The organism is Microbacterium marinum (assembly GCF_014204835.1).
GTDB lineage: Bacteria > Actinomycetota > Actinomycetes > Actinomycetales > Microbacteriaceae > Microbacterium > Microbacterium marinum.
On sequence record NZ_JACHMD010000001.1, the window covers coordinates 1388199 to 1403539 of the forward strand.

Annotated in this window: 17 protein-coding genes and 1 tRNA gene; 10 read left to right on the forward strand and 8 right to left on the reverse strand. The window is 70.7% G+C overall.

What is annotated here, in order from left to right; genetic code table 11:
- Window positions 1-43: 43 nt before the first annotated feature.
- The gene (locus tag BKA24_RS06710) at window positions 44-877 is read left to right on the forward strand and encodes a hypothetical protein (protein ID WP_184216354.1); all 834 of its coding nucleotides are present in this window, start codon (window positions 44-46) and stop codon (window positions 875-877) included.
- Between the two features lie 3 nt (window positions 878-880).
- Here the strand turns inward: BKA24_RS06710 and BKA24_RS06715 are convergent, their stop codons facing one another.
- Together BKA24_RS06715 and BKA24_RS06720 are read right to left on the reverse strand one after the other, a co-directional pair.
- Window positions 881-1192, reverse strand: coding sequence for a hypothetical protein (locus tag BKA24_RS06715; RefSeq protein ID WP_221417291.1), 312 nt, complete (start codon window positions 1190-1192; stop codon window positions 881-883).
- A 284-nt stretch (window positions 1193-1476) separates the two neighbouring features.
- A complete protein-coding gene (locus tag BKA24_RS06720) occupies window positions 1477-2358 on the reverse strand; it encodes an ArgP/LysG family DNA-binding transcriptional regulator (RefSeq protein ID WP_184216356.1) in 882 nt (293 codons plus the stop codon).
- Window positions 2359-2442: 84 nt separating this feature from the next.
- Here BKA24_RS06720 and BKA24_RS06725 point away from each other — a divergent pair, with 84 nt between their 5' ends.
- Complete coding sequence (locus tag BKA24_RS06725) at window positions 2443-3129, forward strand: LysE/ArgO family amino acid transporter (RefSeq protein WP_343065989.1); 687 nt, start codon at window positions 2443-2445, stop codon at window positions 3127-3129.
- A gap of 18 nt (window positions 3130-3147) precedes the next feature.
- On the opposite strand, the gene BKA24_RS06730 is transcribed toward BKA24_RS06725, so the two are convergent.
- Both BKA24_RS06730 and BKA24_RS06735 read right to left on the reverse strand, forming a co-directional pair.
- The gene (locus BKA24_RS06730) at window positions 3148-3507 is read right to left on the reverse strand and encodes a histone-like nucleoid-structuring protein Lsr2 (protein ID WP_184216358.1); all 360 of its coding nucleotides are present in this window, start codon (window positions 3505-3507) and stop codon (window positions 3148-3150) included.
- A gap of 28 nt (window positions 3508-3535) precedes the next feature.
- Window positions 3536-4375, reverse strand: a complete 840-nt coding sequence (locus BKA24_RS06735; RefSeq protein ID WP_343065990.1) for a LuxR C-terminal-related transcriptional regulator — start codon at window positions 4373-4375, stop codon at window positions 3536-3538.
- 132 nt (window positions 4376-4507) lie between these two features.
- Between BKA24_RS06735 and BKA24_RS06740 the strand changes: the two genes are divergently transcribed.
- Window positions 4508-4855, forward strand: a complete 348-nt coding sequence (locus BKA24_RS06740) for a DUF485 domain-containing protein (RefSeq protein WP_184216362.1) — start codon at window positions 4508-4510, stop codon at window positions 4853-4855.
- Complete coding sequence (locus tag BKA24_RS06745; protein ID WP_184216364.1) at window positions 4852-6471, forward strand: solute symporter family protein; 1620 nt, start codon at window positions 4852-4854, stop codon at window positions 6469-6471. The genes BKA24_RS06740 and BKA24_RS06745 overlap by 4 nt, the downstream gene beginning before the upstream one ends.
- A gap of 29 nt (window positions 6472-6500) precedes the next feature.
- Here the strand turns inward: BKA24_RS06745 and BKA24_RS06750 are convergent, their stop codons facing one another.
- Window positions 6501-7010 (reverse strand): methylated-DNA--[protein]-cysteine S-methyltransferase, encoded by a 510-nt coding sequence (locus BKA24_RS06750; protein ID WP_184216366.1) that lies wholly within the window; start codon window positions 7008-7010, stop codon window positions 6501-6503.
- A 194-nt stretch (window positions 7011-7204) separates the two neighbouring features.
- On the opposite strand from BKA24_RS06750, the gene BKA24_RS06755 reads away from it, so the two are divergent.
- Both BKA24_RS06755 and BKA24_RS06760 read left to right on the forward strand, forming a co-directional pair.
- A complete protein-coding gene (locus BKA24_RS06755) occupies window positions 7205-10897 on the forward strand; it encodes an ATP-binding protein (RefSeq protein WP_184216368.1) in 3693 nt (1230 codons plus the stop codon).
- Complete coding sequence (locus tag BKA24_RS06760; protein ID WP_184216370.1) at window positions 10887-11063, forward strand: hypothetical protein; 177 nt, start codon at window positions 10887-10889, stop codon at window positions 11061-11063. The genes BKA24_RS06755 and BKA24_RS06760 overlap by 11 nt, the downstream gene beginning before the upstream one ends.
- Window positions 11064-11067: 4 nt before the next feature.
- Here the strand turns inward: BKA24_RS06760 and mscL are convergent, their stop codons facing one another.
- Genes mscL through BKA24_RS06775 form a run of 3 tightly spaced genes read right to left on the reverse strand, consistent with a single transcriptional unit; the run spans window position 11068 to window position 12449 of the window.
- A complete protein-coding gene (gene mscL / locus BKA24_RS06765; protein WP_184216372.1) occupies window positions 11068-11523 on the reverse strand; it encodes a large conductance mechanosensitive channel protein MscL in 456 nt (151 codons plus the stop codon).
- Between the two features lie 34 nt (window positions 11524-11557).
- A complete protein-coding gene (locus tag BKA24_RS06770; RefSeq protein ID WP_184216374.1) occupies window positions 11558-11842 on the reverse strand; it encodes an FmdB family zinc ribbon protein in 285 nt (94 codons plus the stop codon).
- 16 nt (window positions 11843-11858) lie between these two features.
- Window positions 11859-12449, reverse strand: coding sequence for a 5-formyltetrahydrofolate cyclo-ligase (locus tag BKA24_RS06775; RefSeq protein WP_184216376.1), 591 nt, complete (start codon window positions 12447-12449; stop codon window positions 11859-11861).
- A gap of 81 nt (window positions 12450-12530) precedes the next feature.
- On the opposite strand from BKA24_RS06775, the gene galU reads away from it, so the two are divergent.
- The 4 genes from galU to BKA24_RS06795 all read left to right on the forward strand — a co-directional run bounded on the left by galU (window position 12531) and on the right by BKA24_RS06795 (window position 15307).
- On the forward strand, window positions 12531-13406 hold the full coding sequence (galU, locus tag BKA24_RS06780; RefSeq protein ID WP_184216378.1) for a UTP--glucose-1-phosphate uridylyltransferase GalU: 876 nt from the start codon (window positions 12531-12533) through the stop codon (window positions 13404-13406).
- A gap of 22 nt (window positions 13407-13428) precedes the next feature.
- Window positions 13429-14058, forward strand: a complete 630-nt coding sequence (locus BKA24_RS06785; protein ID WP_184220543.1) for a GNAT family N-acetyltransferase — start codon at window positions 13429-13431, stop codon at window positions 14056-14058.
- 96 nt (window positions 14059-14154) lie between these two features.
- Window positions 14155-15183, forward strand: a complete 1029-nt coding sequence (locus BKA24_RS06790; protein ID WP_184216380.1) for a large exoprotein — start codon at window positions 14155-14157, stop codon at window positions 15181-15183.
- 51 nt (window positions 15184-15234) lie between these two features.
- Window positions 15235-15307: transfer RNA gene (locus tag BKA24_RS06795), tRNA-Ala, on the forward strand.
- Window positions 15308-15341: the final 34 nt, after the last annotated feature.

Genomic DNA, 15341 nt, shown 5'->3' on the forward strand with positions numbered 1-15341 from the left:
CCTCTCTCGGAACGCTGATCCGAACGGATGCCGGAGGTCGGTGATGAGCGGAATCGACGACGATCTGGTGCGCATCGCCCGTGAACTGTGCGTCGCCCCGCAGGAGGCATTCGCCGCAGCCCGCCGGGATGCCGCCGACGCAGCCGGCGACCGCAGCCTCGCGGCCGCGGTGCGGAAGCTCCGGAAGCCCGTCGCCGCCGCCCGGATCGTGAACGTCTTCGCGGCGTCGGAGTCCGACCTGTGGACGGACGCGCAGCGGCTGGCAGATGACCTTCGCGACGCGCTGGACGCGGGCGACGCCAAGGCCCTGGGCGCTGTGAACGCCGAGCGACGCAAGACGCTTCGGTCTCTCACCGACGCGGCGGTCGCGGCGTCGGGGGAGGAGGTGAGCGGCGCCGTCCGTGACGCCGTGGAGCGGACGCTCGACGCTGCGCTCCGCGACCGGCAGGCCGCCGCCGCCGTCATGACTGCTCGTCTGCTCCGACCCATCGAAGCCTCGGGGATGGAGCCGCCGGATCTCTCGGGCGCTGTGTCGGGTCCGTTCGACGCGGATGCCGCCCCCGCGCCGCCCACGGACGAGATGGCCGAGCGGCGTGCGAAGCGGGACGCCGCTCGTGCCCTGCGTGAGGCGGAGCGTCACGCGCTCGCTGCGGAGCGGGAGGCCGCCCGCGCGGAGGAACGGGTCCGCGGTGAGCAGGACCGGGTGGATCGGCTGGAACGACGCGTGGCCGAGCTCGAAGAGGAGCGCCGCGCGGTCGATGCCGACCTGGACGAGAGCCGGCGCCGATTCGACGAGGCGGCGGTCGCGAGTGAGGCACGCCGGCGCGACGCTGCGCGGGCGCGCGAGGAAGCCGACCGGCTGGCGCGCGAGGACTGACCGTCAGCGGGTGCGAGCGTTGTCGAGCGCGGCGACCGCGGTCGACCACACCAGGGTCTGCGCGACCTCGACTGCTCGCGCGTAGCGATCTCCCGACAGCACGACGTACACGGCGCCCACCACGTCGATGAAGCCCGCGACCGCGCCCGAGATCGTCACCACGTAACGGTCGACGTCGATGAGCTCCCAGGCGATGCGCGAGGAGCGGGCGGGCGGGTCGGCCGGGCGGCGGGCGGGGAGCGCGCGCAGGGCATCAGCATCCACCGCGATGGCGGTCGGACGCTCGGGTTCGACGATCTCCGATTCCACAAACATTCCGCACCTCGTCCCGCTGAACCCAGATCGTCACATCCCCATGTGAGCCCACCTTCGCGCGTGCGCGTGATCGGCAGGAGGGGATTGACGCCGCCTCCGCGGTCGGCTAATCCTGTCGCGGTGGCCGGGATCTACGTGTTCGAGGGAGGCATCACGGCGGACGGTGCTGGAGTTGCCGAACCGGGAGGAGGCGCTGCGCTGGGCCCAGAAGATCGCCATCGGATGCCGTTGCTCCCAAGAGCTGCGCGAATTCATGTACGACCCGGAATCCTGACGGCCCCGCCTCACACGAGCGCCGCCGAGTGGCGGGCCGCGGCCCGCACGGCATCCGTGACAGTGTCCAGGAGTGGGGAGGAGAGGTTCCACCGCTGCCAGAACAGCGGGATGTCGATCGTGTCGGCCGCCAGCTCGACGAGGGAGCCTGCCGCCACGCCGTCTTCGTATTGGCCGGGAAGCAGCATTCCCCAGCCGAGACCGGACGTGACCGCCTGCGCGAACTCGGCCGAAGCGCTGATGACGTGGCGCGGCGCCGCGATCCGCGCGCCGTGGCGCCGGGCGAAGGCTGACTGCAGGGTGTCGTGACGGTCGAAGTCGACGATGGGCGCCCGCTCCAGCGACGTTCTGTCGATGCCGCGGGGGAACCAGCGTTCCGCGAACGCACGACTCGCGATCGCGGTGTATCGCATGCGTCCGAGGGGGGAGGCGATGCAGCCGCTCACCGGGTTCCGCTGCGAGGTGACCGCGCCCATGACCGTTCCCGCGGAGAGGAGCTGCGCGGTCCGCTCCTGGTCCTCGCGGTGGATCTCGAACGTCACGGCGTGCGCCGCGGCCACCGACGTCAGAGCCGGAAGGAACCACGTGATCAGCGAGTCGGCGTTCACGGCGAGGGGAACGCGAGGAGCGGCGACGTCATCGCCGAGAGCCGCACGTGCATCGTGCTCGAGCAGGGCCAGCTGCCGGGCGAGGCGCACCAGCGGCTGCCCGGCCTCCGTCGCGCTGACCGGCTTCGTGCGGTGGAGCACCACCCGCCCGACCCGCTGCTCGATCGCGCGAATGCGCTGGCTCACCGCGCTCGGGGTGATGCCGAGATCGGATGCCGCCCGCTCGAGCGTGCCGGCATCGACGACGGCGGCGAGAGTACGCAGCTGATCGAGGGGGAGTTCCACGCCGGCAGTCTAATGAAGCGTTACTTCAGATACTGAAGAATCCTGCGCTGGACTGCATATGACCGTCACCGTAGCGTCGATGACGTGACCCCCGACTTCGCTGCTCTCCTGTCGGGCCTCGGCCTGTGCCTCGGCCTCATCATCTCGATCGGTGCGCAGAACGCGATCGTTCTCCGTCAGGGGTTGCGGCGCGAGCACGTCGGAATCGTGGTGGCGGTGTGCGTCATCAGCGACGCGATCCTCCAGACCATCGGCGTCGCGGGGGTCGCGACGCTCGTGACCTCCCAGCCCTGGCTCGAGATCGTGGCGCGCTGGGCGGGCGCCGCGTTCATCCTCGGGTTCGCGTTCCTGAGTGCGCGCCGTGCCTGGCGCGGCGGCGGGTCGCTCGAGGCGGCCTCCGACCCGGCCGGTGCCCCGTCAGCGTCGCCCGGAACAGGCGGGGGCGCCGTGCTCACCGAGGAGCGGGTCTCCACACGGACGCGTCCGCGGCGGCTCACGACGCTCCTCACGATCCTCGCCGTCACGTGGCTCAACCCGCACGCGCTCGTCGAGACGACGGTCGTGCTGGGTTCGGTCGCGGCGACCCACGGTGACGCCCGGTGGTGGTTCCTCGCGGGAGGGATCACCGCGAGCACACTGTGGTTCGTCGTCTTCGGGTACGGCGCCCGCTATCTGGCGCCGCTGCTGCGGACCGAGCGCGCGTGGCGCATCCTCGACGGCGGCATCGCCGCGGTCATGGTCGTGATCGCGATCAGCCTCGTTGCGGGCTAGCGACGTGGCGCGCGGGTGTCAGTGCGCGGCGTCGTACGCCTCGAGGACGGCGGCGGGCACGCGCCCGCGCTCCGACACGGTATGCCCGTTCTTGGCCGCCCACTCGCGGATCGGCGCATAGTCCCGCTGGCCGGCGCGCTTCTGCTTGCGTCCCGCTCCGCCGCTGCCCCCACGCGGAGCGGAGGTGCGCGACGACACCGAACGGGCCGCGTCGATGTAGGGACCGAAGGCATCGCGCAGCGCTGCGGCGTTGTCGGTGGTCAAGTCGATCTCGTAGGCGGTGCCGTCGAGCGAGAAGAGGACGGTTTCGCCCTCGCCGACCTCGAGGACGGTGCCGTCCAGGTCGTCGACGAGCTGATGCACGATTTTGCGAGCCATGGCCAGAGCCTAGTGGCGTGGCCCGGAATTACGGGAGAAGACCCGCCCGGCGCGCCTTTGCGACGGCAGCGTGCCGCGTCGAGGCGTCGAGCTTGGCCATCGCCGCCTGCAGGTACGACTTGACCGTCCCCTCCTTCAGCGACAAGGATGCCGCGATCTCGGAGTTCGTCGCGCCGAGCGCGCAGCACGCCAGCACGTCGAGTTCGCGCGGCGACAGGCTCACCTCGAGCGCGACGACGGGCGCGACGTTCTCGCGCGATATCGCAGCGAGGCGCTGTTCGACGGCGGCGATCCGGCTGCGCAGCCCCGCGTCGGCCACGGCGGCGGCGATGCTGCGCAGCTCGGCGTAGCTCTCGCGGAGGTCTTCCTGTGCTGCCGCGGGCAGGGCGTTCTCGGCGGGGGAGAGGGCGGACAGGCGACGGTCCACCTCCTCGCGCACGCGGAGCTCGGTGGCGATCATGTCCGCCGCGCGGAAGGCGGGACGGCTGACGAGGTCGCCGACCGGGCCGGGAGACCAGGAGCCGCAGTAGACGATGCCGCGCGGGCGTCCGGTCACCACGATCGGGACGGCGAGCAGGGTCGAGATCCCCTCGCCGAGGATCGCCCGGTCGTAGTCGTGCGTGATGGTGCGGGCGGTGCGGTAGTCGAGCGCGAGTCGGGGGCGTCGCTCCACCATCGCGGCGCCGCCGAGACCCCGCCCGGTGTGGACGACGAGACCCTCGATGCTCCGGGTGCGCGCGCCGGAGATGGCGCTCACGTGGACGGCGCCGTCGTGCTCGAGGCCGCCGAAGACCACGGGGAAGCGGGTCTGGCGGGCGAGGTCGGTCACGGCTCGCGAGACGAGCTGCGTGTCCGTGTCGCTTTCCACCGGCAAACCCTTACCTACTTCCGGGGGTGACGGCCCCTGCGCCGCCTTCGTACGGTCGAACCTACCATGCGGCCGTTTCTGTGAGACAGCCGTGAGAGCACCGTCGCTCACCCCATGAGGCAAGGAGGCCACATGTCGCAATCACCCCACGATGGCGCCGGAGGGAGTGCCATCGATTACGTCGCGGTGGAGGAATCGCCGCGCTTCGTCGAGCTGAAACGAAAGCATCGCAGCGTCGTCTTCCCGCTCGCCGTGCTGTTCCTCGTCTGGTACTTCGTGTACGTCCTGCTGTCGTCGTTCGCGCCCGACTTCATGGCACAGGAGGTGTGGGGCCACATCACGATCGGTCTCCTCCTCGGTCTCGGCCAGTTCGTGACCACCTTCGCGATCACGATGGGCTACGTGTCGTTCGCGAACCGCAAGCTCGACCCGATCTCCTCGGAGATCCGCGCCGACCTCGAAAGGCAGGAGACCCGATGAGCTCGATCCTCCTCGCGGCGGCGCCCGCCGCGAACGCCGACAACAACCCGGTCCTCAACATCTCGATCTTCGGTGCGTTCGTGGCCGTGACGCTGTTCATCGTCATCCGCGCCAGCCGCAACAACAAGACCGCTGCCGACTACTACGCAGCCGGCCGCTCGTTCACGGGACCGCAGAACGGATTCGCGATCGCGGGCGACTACCTCTCGGCGGCATCCTTCCTCGGCATCGTCGGGGCCATCGCCATCAACGGCTATGACGGGTTCCTCTACTCGATCGGCTTCCTCGTGGCGTGGCTGGTCGCGCTGCTGCTGGTGGCCGAGCTGATGCGCAACACGGGCAAGTTCACGATGGCCGACGTGCTGTCGTTCCGGTTGAAGCAGCGACCGGTGCGACTCGCGGCGGCGATCACCACGCTGGCGGTCTGCTTCTTCTACCTGCTGGCGCAGATGGCGGGCGCCGGCGGCCTCGTCTCGCTGCTCCTGGGCATCACCGAGCAGGTCGGACAGTCGATCGTCGTCGCGGTCGTGGGCGTGCTCATGATCGTCTACGTCCTCATCGGCGGGATGAAGGGCACCACCTGGGTGCAGATCGTGAAGGCGTTCTTGCTCATCGGCGGCGCCGTCGTCATGACCATCTGGGTGCTCGCGATCAACGGCTTCAGCCTCGACACCCTCCTGGGTGCGGCGGTCGAGGCGTCCACGCGCGACCCGCAGGAGGCGATCCTCGGACCGGGCCTGCAGTACGGCGCCAACCCTTGGGACTTCCTGTCCCTCGCGATCGCGCTCGTCCTCGGCACTGCGGGCCTCCCGCACGTGCTCATGCGCTTCTACACCGTACCCACGGCCAAGGAAGCGCGGCGCTCGGTGGTCTGGGCGATCTGGCTGATCGGTCTCTTCTACCTGCTGACCCTGGTGCTCGGCTACGGCGCCGGCGCGATCGTCGGGCCGGAGACCATCGCCGCAGCTCCCGGCGGCGTGAACTCCGCGGCACCGCTGCTCGCAGCGGCCCTGGGGGGTCCGATCCTGCTCGGGTTCATCTCTGCGGTCGCCTTCGCGACGATCCTCGCGGTGGTGGCGGGTCTCACGATCACGGCGGCGGCATCCTTCGCCCACGACATCTACGCCAACGTCGTGAAGAAGGGCAACGTCCCCGCCGACGGCGAGGTCAAGGTGGCCCGTCGCACGGTCATCGTGATCGGCGTCCTGGCGATCGTCGGCGGCATCGGCGTGCAGGGGCAGAACGTGGCGTTCCTCGTCGCGTTGGCCTTCGCCGTCGCCGCGTCGGCGAACCTTCCGACGATCCTCTTCTCGCTGTTCTGGCGGAAGTTCACCACCCGCGGCGCCGTGTGGAGCATGTACGGGGGACTCGCGACCGCGATCATCCTCATCGTGCTCTCGCCGGTGTTCTGGGGCACGCCGACCAGCGTGTTCAAGGACGTGGGAACCGCGATCTGGCCGCTCAACAACCCGGGCATCGTCTCGATCCCGGTCGGCTTCCTGCTCGGCTGGCTCGGGTCGGTGACCTCGCGTCGCGCGGAGGACCGCAAGAAGGCGGCCGAGATGGAGGTCCGTTCGCTGACCGGGTACGGCGCCGAGAAGGCGGTCGACCACTAGTCACAGGATCCGAAGCGGGGGCGGACGGCCTACTCGTCCGCCCCCGCTTCGAGTTCGAGGAGGTACCGCTTGCGCTCGGGGTGGCCGCCGTACTCACCGATCGAGCCGTCGCTGCGGATGATCCGGTGCGCGGGGACGACGATCGACCACGGCGTGCGGGCGCACGCCGTTCCCACCGCCCGGTTCGCGCCGGGCGCTCCCGCCGCGATCGCGATCTCCGCGTACGAGGCGGTCTCGCCGTACGGGACGGCGACGATCGCCTCGAGCGCGCGGCGGGTGAACCCCGACGTCAGCTGCCAGTCGAGCGGCACGTCGAAGTCGCGCCGGGTGCCGGCGAAGTACTCGTCCAGCTGCGCTGCGGCATCCGCTTCTTCGCCCGTGCCCGGCACCGGCACCGTGTGCAGCAGCAGACCGAGCCGGGCCACCTCGGCGTAGGCCGGGCCGTCGAGGATCGACAGCGCGGCGAGGCCGTCTGCTGTCGTGAGGAGGAGGGCCTCGCCGATCGGTGTCGGATGCACGGCATACGCTGCGAACGTCATGGCATCATCATGGCCGCCGTGGCGGCGCGGCCGTGCCGGCACCGGAGGCCGGGGGAGCGACCTCATCGGAGGGCGCCTGGGGAGGAGAAGCCGGGGGTCCGCGCGCAGATCCCGCGAAACTCGGAGGTCGTTGCGGGATTCCGGCGCGCCGCGCGCTTAGTGTTTCTCGTGTGTGGCGAGCAGACGGAGGCGCGGTGCGCGGCGAGAGTGCCGAGTACACGTCCGAGGTGACCCCGGCGGACGTGAAACTGTCCGACCCTGACGTCCTCGTCATGCACGCCGCGGTCCCCGAGCAGCGGCGGCTCCGCGAAGAGGCCGCGCACCTCGGCGGCACCTCGACCCTCCTGCACTACCGCGACGAGGGCGATGCCGGCATCGACATCACCAAGGCCCACCCCGGCAGCCTCCCGCAGTTCATCACCGGGCGACCGACCCTCCTCTCGCACATGTTCCGCGACGAGGTGGCGCTGCGCACGGCGCGGCTGGCAGCGGAACGGATCACCTCGAAGGACGTCGAACTGCGCACCGCGCGCGGTCTCGACACCGTGCACCTCGCCATCGGCATGGCGTCGTGGCGCATCGGCGGCGTCTCCTGCACCGCACCGGTCCTGCTGCGCCCGCTCGCCATCCGCCGGCACCACAACGATTTCGACCTGCGCCTGCACGCATCGTTCGCGATCAACCCCGAACTGGTCGAAGCCGCACGCACGCACTTCGGCATCGACCTCGACGGCGCCGCGCTCGCCGCCCTCGCCTACGACGGCGGCGTCTTCCAGCCGCAGCCGGTCATCGACCACCTCCGCGCGCTCACCTCGCACATCCCGACGTTCACCGTGCTCCCGCGTCTGGTCGTCTCGACCTTCGCCGACGTCGCCTCCGACATGGAGCGGGATGCCGCGCACCTCGACCACCCCGTCCTCAACGCGCTCGCCGGGCATCCGGCCGACCGCGAGCGGCTGTCGTTCGTGCGTCCGCAGCCTCAGGCCGTCAGTTCGGACGACCGACCGCCGGCATCCGATCGTCTTCTCCTCGACGCGGACGCCGAGCAGGAAGCCGTGCTCGCCCGCATCACCGAGGGTCAATCGCTCGCCGTGCACACGCTGCCGGGCACCGGCGGAACGCAGACCGTCATCAACACCGTCGGCGAGCTCGTCCGCGGCGGCAAGCGCGTGCTCGTCGTCAGTGCACGCCGGTCGACCCTCGACGGTGTCCGTCACCGCCTCGCGGGGATCGGCCTCCCGGGGCTCGCCGTCTCGCCCACACGCCTGCACCGCGACCTCATCCGCGCCATCGCCCGCAACGAGAAGGCCGAATCGCCGAAGGTCGCGGAGGTCGACGACGCGCTCGTGCGCCTGCGCACCGTGCTGCGCGACTACCGCTCGGCGCTCACGCAGCGTCACGCGTCGGTCGGCGTCTCGCCGCTGGAGGCGCTGCGTCAACTGACCGAGATCGGTTCGCACGACCCGCAGCCGTCCGCCACGACGCGGTTCGACCTGCCGACCGTCCAGAAGCTCGCCACCCGCCGGGCAGAAGCGGCGCGCACCCTCGCCGACGCCGCACGACTGGGGGAGTTCCGGTTCGGCCCCGACGACTCGCCCTGGTACGGCGTCGCCTTCTCGACCACCGACCAGGCGCGCGCCGCGCACGCCCTGGCGGGCCGGCTCCACCGCACCGAGGTTCCCGGCATCCTCGAACGCGGCTACGAGCTCATCGGTCAGACCCGGATGCGGCCGTTCACGACGATCGCCGAGATGGGTGCGTACATCCATCTCCTGCAGGGCATTCGTGCCTCGCTCGACCGGTTCAGCCTCACCGTCTTCGAGCGGCCCCTGAACGACCTCATCGCCGCGCACTCCACGCGCCGCGAGTCCAGCACGATGTCGAGCGCCAACCGCCGTCGCCTGCGCCGGCTGTCGAAGGAGTACGTGCGCCCCGGGATGCACGTCACCGACATGCACGAGGCGCTCGTCAAGGTGCAGAATCAGCGCCTGCAGTGGCAGCGCCTCGTCGACGCGGGTGTCACGCCCGAGGTGCCCATCGGGCTCGACGACGTGGCCGCAGCCTGGCAGCGCGCGAACGCCGACCTGGGGGAGCTCGACGTCGCCCTGGGGCGCACGGAGCCGCTCGCGAGCCTGCCGATCCCGCACCTGCTGCGCACGCTCGCGGGCTTGGCAGCAACCTCCGACGTCTTCGACAACCTCGTCGAGCGGGCGTCGCTGCGCAGCGAACTCGCCCAGCTCGGGCTCGAGCCCCTGCTCACCGAGCTGTCGGTGCGTCACGTTCCCGAGGCCGACGTCGCGGTCGAGTTCGAGTACGCGTGGTGGCGCTCGGCGCTCGAGGCGATGCTCCGATCCGACCGGGCCCTGCTCGGCGCCAACACGCCTGTGCTCGACCGTCTCGAGCGCGATTTCCGCCTGGTCGACGAGGCGCACGCCGGCTCGTCGGGTCCGCTCCTCGCGGCCGAACTCGCGAAGCGGTGGCGCATCGCCATCGTCGATGAGCCGCGCGAGGCCTCGGCGTTGAAGTCCGCACTGCGTGCCGGCACTGCGTCGGCCGACGAGCTCGTGGCATCCGCCCCCACCCTTCTCCGTGTGCTCGCTCCGGTCTGGCTCGCCTCGCCGTACGAAGTGCCGCACGTGCCCGATCACCCCGACTTCGACGTCGTCGTCATCGCGGATGCCGCGGCGCTGTGCCTGGCCGAAGCGGCACCCGCGCTCCGCCGGGCCCGACAAGTGGTCGTCTTCGGAGACCCGGTCACCCAGAAGCCGACGCCGTTCCGGGTGTGGTCGGGACGCGGCGAAGACCTGGAGGAGCCGGAGGTCGCGTTCGACGAGACGAGCGTCTTCGAGCGACTGTCGGAGCTGCTGCCGGTAGAGACGCTCACCCGCAGCTACCGCGCCGGCGGCGAGGACCTCGCCGAACTGGTCAACGACGCCTTCTACGACGGCCGCATCGCCTCCCTGCCGTGGGCGGGCTCGTACCTCGGGCGCGGCAGTCTGAGCGTCGACTACGTCGAGGGCGGCACCGGCACCCCCGACCCCGAGACCGGCGCCGTCGAGAGCCCCGACGCCGAAGTCGCCCGTGTGGTCACGCTCGTCGTGGAGCACGCCATCAACCGGCCCGCGGAATCGCTCATGGTCGTCACGGCCTCCACGCGCCACGCAGAGCGCATCCGGGCCGCCGTGGCCGCCGCGTTCGCCGGCCGGGCGGATGTCGCCGACTTCGTGGGTCGCGAGACGGCGGAGCCCTTCGCCGTCCTCGGGCTGGAGGAGTCCGTCGCCGAGAGCCGCGACCGCGTCATCTTCTCGCTCGGCTTCGGACTCACCAAGCACGGCCGGGTCCTCAGCGACTTCGGCGACCTGTCCACTCCCGACGGCGAGCGGCTCCTGACCGTCGGCATGACCCGCGCGCGGCGCTCGATGGTCATCGTCTCCTCGATCCGACCGTCGGCCTTCGACGAGGGTCGACTGGCGCACGGCGCCGCGACCCTGATGTCGATCCTCGGCAGCGTCGCCGCGCGAGGCCGCGACGCCCGGCTCGAGGACCTCGCCGACCCGCTCACTCTCACGCTGGCGCAGCACCTGCGGAGCCTCGCGATCTCGGTCGACGTGCACTACCGCGGCGGACAGCTCCCTCTCGTCGCCCAGTACAAGGGCAAGGCCATCGTGGTCGACTGCGACCCGGAGAGCCGGCACGAGACGCTCCGGGAGGCGCTGCGTCGGCGTCCACAGATCCTTCGCCGGCTCGGCTGGCACTACATCCGCGTGCACCCGTTCGAGATCTTCAACGACCCGGCGAAGGTGGCGCAGCGCGTCGCCGCCGTCCTCGGCGTCCAGCCCGAGACGCCCACGGCGCACGGGTCGACGCAGCCGATCGATGTCGACTGACCGTCAGCGCATCGTCCGGGTCCCCGGCGCGCGCCGGGCACGGCTCACCCCCGCACCCGGGACAGACCCATCCCCCGAAACGACGAACGGACCGGAGACGGGGAACACCCCGGCATCCGGCCCGAACGACGATCGGCTGCGGAACGACGTCCCGCCGCACTACTGACGCGTCAGATCGACGGCGACGGCGGTTCGGTCGAGCGCGTCGGCGCCGCGGCGGTGCCGCGCTGCGACTCGAGCAGGTCGCGGATCTGGATGAGCAGCTCGGTTTCGGTGGGCGCCGGAACGGGTTCTTCGACGACACCGGCCTTCGCCGCCTGACGCTCCTTCCATTTGTTCATGGGGAGCACGAACACGAAGTACACCACGAGGGCGACGGCGAGGAAGCTGATGATCGCGGTGAGCAGCCCGCCGAGCGGGAAGGTGACCTTCTGGCCGTAAAGGCCGATCAGGGTCGGTCCGACCTTGCCGTCCGCCGTGGGCTGGTAGAACAGCGCGACGAGAGGGGTGATGATGCTGTCGACGATCGCGGTGACGATCGCCGTGAAGGCACCGCCGATGACGACGGCGACCGCGAGGTCGATGACGTTGCCGCGCATGATGAAGTCTTTGAAGCCCTGGAGCATGGCTCCTCCTTCCGCTGCCGGCACGGAGCCGGATTCAGGAACCCGCAGGTGCGGGTGAGGCGGACGCCTCGGACTTCGATGATGTCGCAGGGGCCGAGCCCGCGCTACCCGACGCGCTGGACGAGCTCGTGGTGGAGCCGCCGGCGCGGGAGTCGGTGCGGTAGAAGCCGGCGCCGTTGAAGGTCACCCCGATCGATCCGTACTGCTTGCGGAGCAGGCCGCCGCACTCCGGGCACTCCGTCAGCGAGGCGTCGGAGAAGGACTGCACGGCATCGAAGCGGTGGCCGCACTGCGTGCAGGCATAGGCGTAGGTGGGCATGGTGACCTCGGGGAGTTCAGCGAGTGGTGAGGGTGACGGTGCGGGTCGGGGTGACGACGCCGGTGACGGGCTGATCGTGCAGATCGCGGGGGACCTCATCGACGAGTTCGGTGTCGAAGACCACCGCGTACACCGGGGGGCACTTCTCCATCGAGCCGATGGTCTTGTCGAAGTAGCCGCGGCCCCAGCCGAGTCGCATTCCGGACCGGTCGACCGCGGCGGCGGGGATGACCAGGAGGTCGACGTCGTTCACCGCGACCGGGCTCAGCAGCTCGCCGACGGGTTCCGACATCCCGAACATCCCTTCCGCGGTCGCGCCCTCCTCCTCGGCGACCGCCCAGTCCAGGAGGCCATCGGCGCGGGTGATGGGAAGGAGGATCCGGATGCCGCGAGCGAGCGCGCCCGCGATGAACTCCCGGGTGCCCGGCTCGGTGGGCGTGGACAGGAAGCACGACATCGACCTGACGCCCAGCTCGGCGACGAGCGTGTCGAGCTGCTGCCGGATTCCGGCGGAGGCGTCTTCGAGGGCGGCGGCGGAGCGCTGCTGGCGACGTTCGCGCAGTTCAGCGCGCAGTGCGCGCTTCTCGCTGTCTATCGAGCCGTCCATGCTCCGATTGTAGGTGGACACGCCGCTGGCCCCGGCGTGGGGCGCGTGTCGAGGACCGTCCGAATCGGTATGGTGATCAACATGTCTGAGCGCATCAAGGCCGTCATTCCCGCCGCGGGTCTGGGAACCCGGTTCCTGCCCGCCACGAAGGCCATGCCGAAGGAGATGCTGCCGGTCGTCGACAAGCCGGCCATCCAGTACGTCGTCGAAGAGGCCGTGTCGGCCGGTATCGACGACGTGCTCATCATCCTCGGGCGCAACAAGAACAACATCTCGAACCACTTCGACTCGGTCCCCGAGCTCGAGTCGAACCTCGCCAAGAAGGGCGACCAGGAGAAGCTCGACCGCGTCAAGCACTCCAGCGACCTCGCCGACATCCACTTCGTGCGTCAGGGCGAGCCGAAGGGTCTCGGCCACGCCGTGCTCCGCTCGCGCTCGCACGTCGGCGACAACACCTTCGCCGTCCTGCTGGGTGACGACCTCATCGATGCCCGCGATGTGCTGCTGGAGAAGATGCTCGAGCAGAACAAGAAGAGCGGCCTCACCGTGATCGCGCTCATGGAGGTCTCGCCCGACCAGATCCACATGTACGGCGCTGCCGCGGTGGAGGCCACCGACGAGGAGGACGTGGTCAAGGTCACGGGCCTCGTCGAGAAGCCCAAGAAGGAGGACGCGCCCTCCAACTACGCCGTCATCGGCCGGTACGTGCTGACCCCCGGTGTCTTCGACATCCTCGAGCGCACCGAGCCCGGCAAGGGCGGCGAGATCCAGCTGACCGACGCCCTCGAAGAGCTCGCGTCGACCGACGGGGTGCTCGGTGTGGTCTTCCGCGGTCGCCGCTACGACACCGGTGACCGGGCCGACTACATCAAGGCGATCGTCCAGCTCGCCGTCGACCGCGACGACCTCGGCGCCGAGCTCCGCCCCTGGCTCAAGGACTTCGCCGCCGACCTCTGAGGTCGAGTCGGCGCGCGTGAGCATGGATGGATCGGTGCTGCGCGCACACGGTCCGGTGTCGATCCGCCTGGTCCGCTCCCGCGACGCCAAGCCGTTGCAGACCGAGCTGGCGCAGAACCGCTCGTGGCTGCAGCAGTGGGAGGCGACCAGCCCTGACGGGCCGGTCTCGATCGACATGCGCGCGGGCGTGAGGCGCCTCCTCCAGCAGCACCGTGACGGCAGCGGCATCCCTCTCGTCATGGAGTACGACGGAGAGGTCGCGGGTCAGCTGAACGTGTGGGGTATTGCCCGCGGCTCGCTCTCCTCCGCGACCATCGGATACTGGGTCAGCGAGCGGTTCGCCGGACGGGGGATCACGCCCACGTCCGTCGCGCTGGCGACGGACCTGTGCTTCGACGACCTGCGGCTGCACCGGATGGAGATCTGCATCCGACCCGAGAACGACAAGAGCCTGCGGGTCGTCCAGAAGCTCGGCTTCCGATACGAGGGCCTGCGGCGGCGCTACATCCACATCGACGGGGACTGGCGCGACCACTACGCCTTCGCCCTCACGCGCGAGGACGTCCCCGAGGGCGTGCTCCGCCGGTGGATCGAGGGTCGGGCGCCGACGGATGCGGCCGCCATCCCGCCCGCAGACCGGCTCACCGGCTGAGCGGCACCGCACGGGGAACCTTCGGGTTCAACCAGAACTTTAGACACGCGGGACGGATGCCGCGTCGGCACGGCCGCGAACCGTACCGTTGGCGGCATGGGTGAGCAGGTCTTCGGCGGTGGTGTGATCGTCCTCGTCGCCGTGCTCCTGTGGCTCGTCTACCTGCTGCCGTCGTGGCACGGCCGCCACCAGTACGAGGCCGCCGAGCGCAACGCCGTCCGCCTGAACCGGGCGCTTCGCGTGCTCGCCGAGACCAGCGAGACACCCGAAGAGGTGCGGCTCGAGCTCAACGCCCGCACCGCCCTCGCCCAGCAGCGACTCGCTCGTCGCGTGCAGGCCGAGCACGAGAGCGTCGGGCTCGAAGCCGCCCGAGCCGAGCTCGCCGCCGCGAAGGCGCAGGCGTCGCTCGACCGTGAACTCGCCCGCGCCGAGCGCCGCAGGGCCGCCGCCGACGCGGACGCCGCCGCCCGCCGAGCGCGTGCAGAAGCAATCGCCGCACAGGAACGTGCGCGCGCCGAGGCGGCCGTCGCGCGGGAACGCGCCCTCGCCGAGGCAGCAGCGGCGAAAGCCGCGCCCGCGGTGCGCCGTGCGCGCGCCCGGCGCCGTACCCGGCTCACGGCCACCGTCGTCGCACTCGCTTCCGTCGTCGCCGGGGGATGGGGAGCCTTCCTCGCCGTCACGACGAACGGGTGGGGTGTGGTCGCCGCGGCTTCCCTCTTCCTCGTCGGCAGCCTCGCCGTCCTGGGGCGCATGAACGCGGTCGCCCGCCGCGCCGTCATGCCCGTGGTCGTCGCGCCGGCGGTGCGCGTCGCCGGAGACGTGCAGGACGTCGCCCTCGACGCGGACGCGTCGGCCTGGACCCCGCGCCGCCTGCCGCAGCCGCTCACCGCGTCGGCCGGATCACGGGCCGCCGCCGTCCTCGACGGAGCGGCCGCTCAGGAGGCGTTGCGCCACGCCGCGGTCGAGGAGGCCATGCGGGAGCGTGTGGCACAAGCCGCGCCGCCGTCGATCGACGTCGCACGCCGCACCCGCGCCGCCGAGGTGGCCTTCTCGGGCCCGGTCGACGACGCGCACATCGAGGCCCACGTCCGCCAGCTGCTGGAGCGTCGCGCCGTCGGCGAATGACCCGCCGCGCGGTCTGCGCGCCGAATCGACCGTGGTAATGTTGATGCTCTTGGGCCTGTGGCGCAGTTGGTAGCGCGCTTCGTTCGCAATGAAGAGGTCAGGGGTTCGAATCCCCTCAGGTCCACTACGAAAAGCCCCCGGAGAACCGGGGGCTTTTT

Excerpts from the sequence above, each read along its gene's own strand:
- BKA24_RS06740 (WP_184216362.1), top strand. The coding sequence starts at position 4,508 with ATGTCGCAATCACCCCACGATGGCGCCGGAGGGAGTGCCATCGATTAC.
- BKA24_RS06715 (WP_221417291.1), bottom strand. The coding sequence starts at position 1,192 with ATGTTTGTGGAATCGGAGATCGTCGAACCCGAGCGTCCGACCGCCATC.
- BKA24_RS06760 (WP_184216370.1), top strand. The coding sequence starts at position 10,887 with ATGTCGACTGACCGTCAGCGCATCGTCCGGGTCCCCGGCGCGCGCCGG.
- BKA24_RS06730 (WP_184216358.1), bottom strand. The coding sequence starts at position 3,507 with ATGGCTCGCAAAATCGTGCATCAGCTCGTCGACGACCTGGACGGCACC.
- BKA24_RS06790 (WP_184216380.1), top strand. The coding sequence starts at position 14,155 with ATGGGTGAGCAGGTCTTCGGCGGTGGTGTGATCGTCCTCGTCGCCGTG.
- BKA24_RS06710 (WP_184216354.1), top strand. The coding sequence starts at position 44 with ATGAGCGGAATCGACGACGATCTGGTGCGCATCGCCCGTGAACTGTGC.
- BKA24_RS06775 (WP_184216376.1), bottom strand. The coding sequence starts at position 12,449 with ATGGACGGCTCGATAGACAGCGAGAAGCGCGCACTGCGCGCTGAACTG.
- mscL (WP_184216372.1), bottom strand. The coding sequence starts at position 11,523 with ATGCTCCAGGGCTTCAAAGACTTCATCATGCGCGGCAACGTCATCGAC.
- BKA24_RS06785 (WP_184220543.1), top strand. The coding sequence starts at position 13,429 with ATGGATGGATCGGTGCTGCGCGCACACGGTCCGGTGTCGATCCGCCTG.
- galU (WP_184216378.1), top strand. The coding sequence starts at position 12,531 with ATGTCTGAGCGCATCAAGGCCGTCATTCCCGCCGCGGGTCTGGGAACC.
- BKA24_RS06745 (WP_184216364.1), top strand. The coding sequence starts at position 4,852 with ATGAGCTCGATCCTCCTCGCGGCGGCGCCCGCCGCGAACGCCGACAAC.
- BKA24_RS06770 (WP_184216374.1), bottom strand. The coding sequence starts at position 11,842 with ATGCCCACCTACGCCTATGCCTGCACGCAGTGCGGCCACCGCTTCGAT.
- BKA24_RS06750 (WP_184216366.1), bottom strand. The coding sequence starts at position 7,010 with ATGACGTTCGCAGCGTATGCCGTGCATCCGACACCGATCGGCGAGGCC.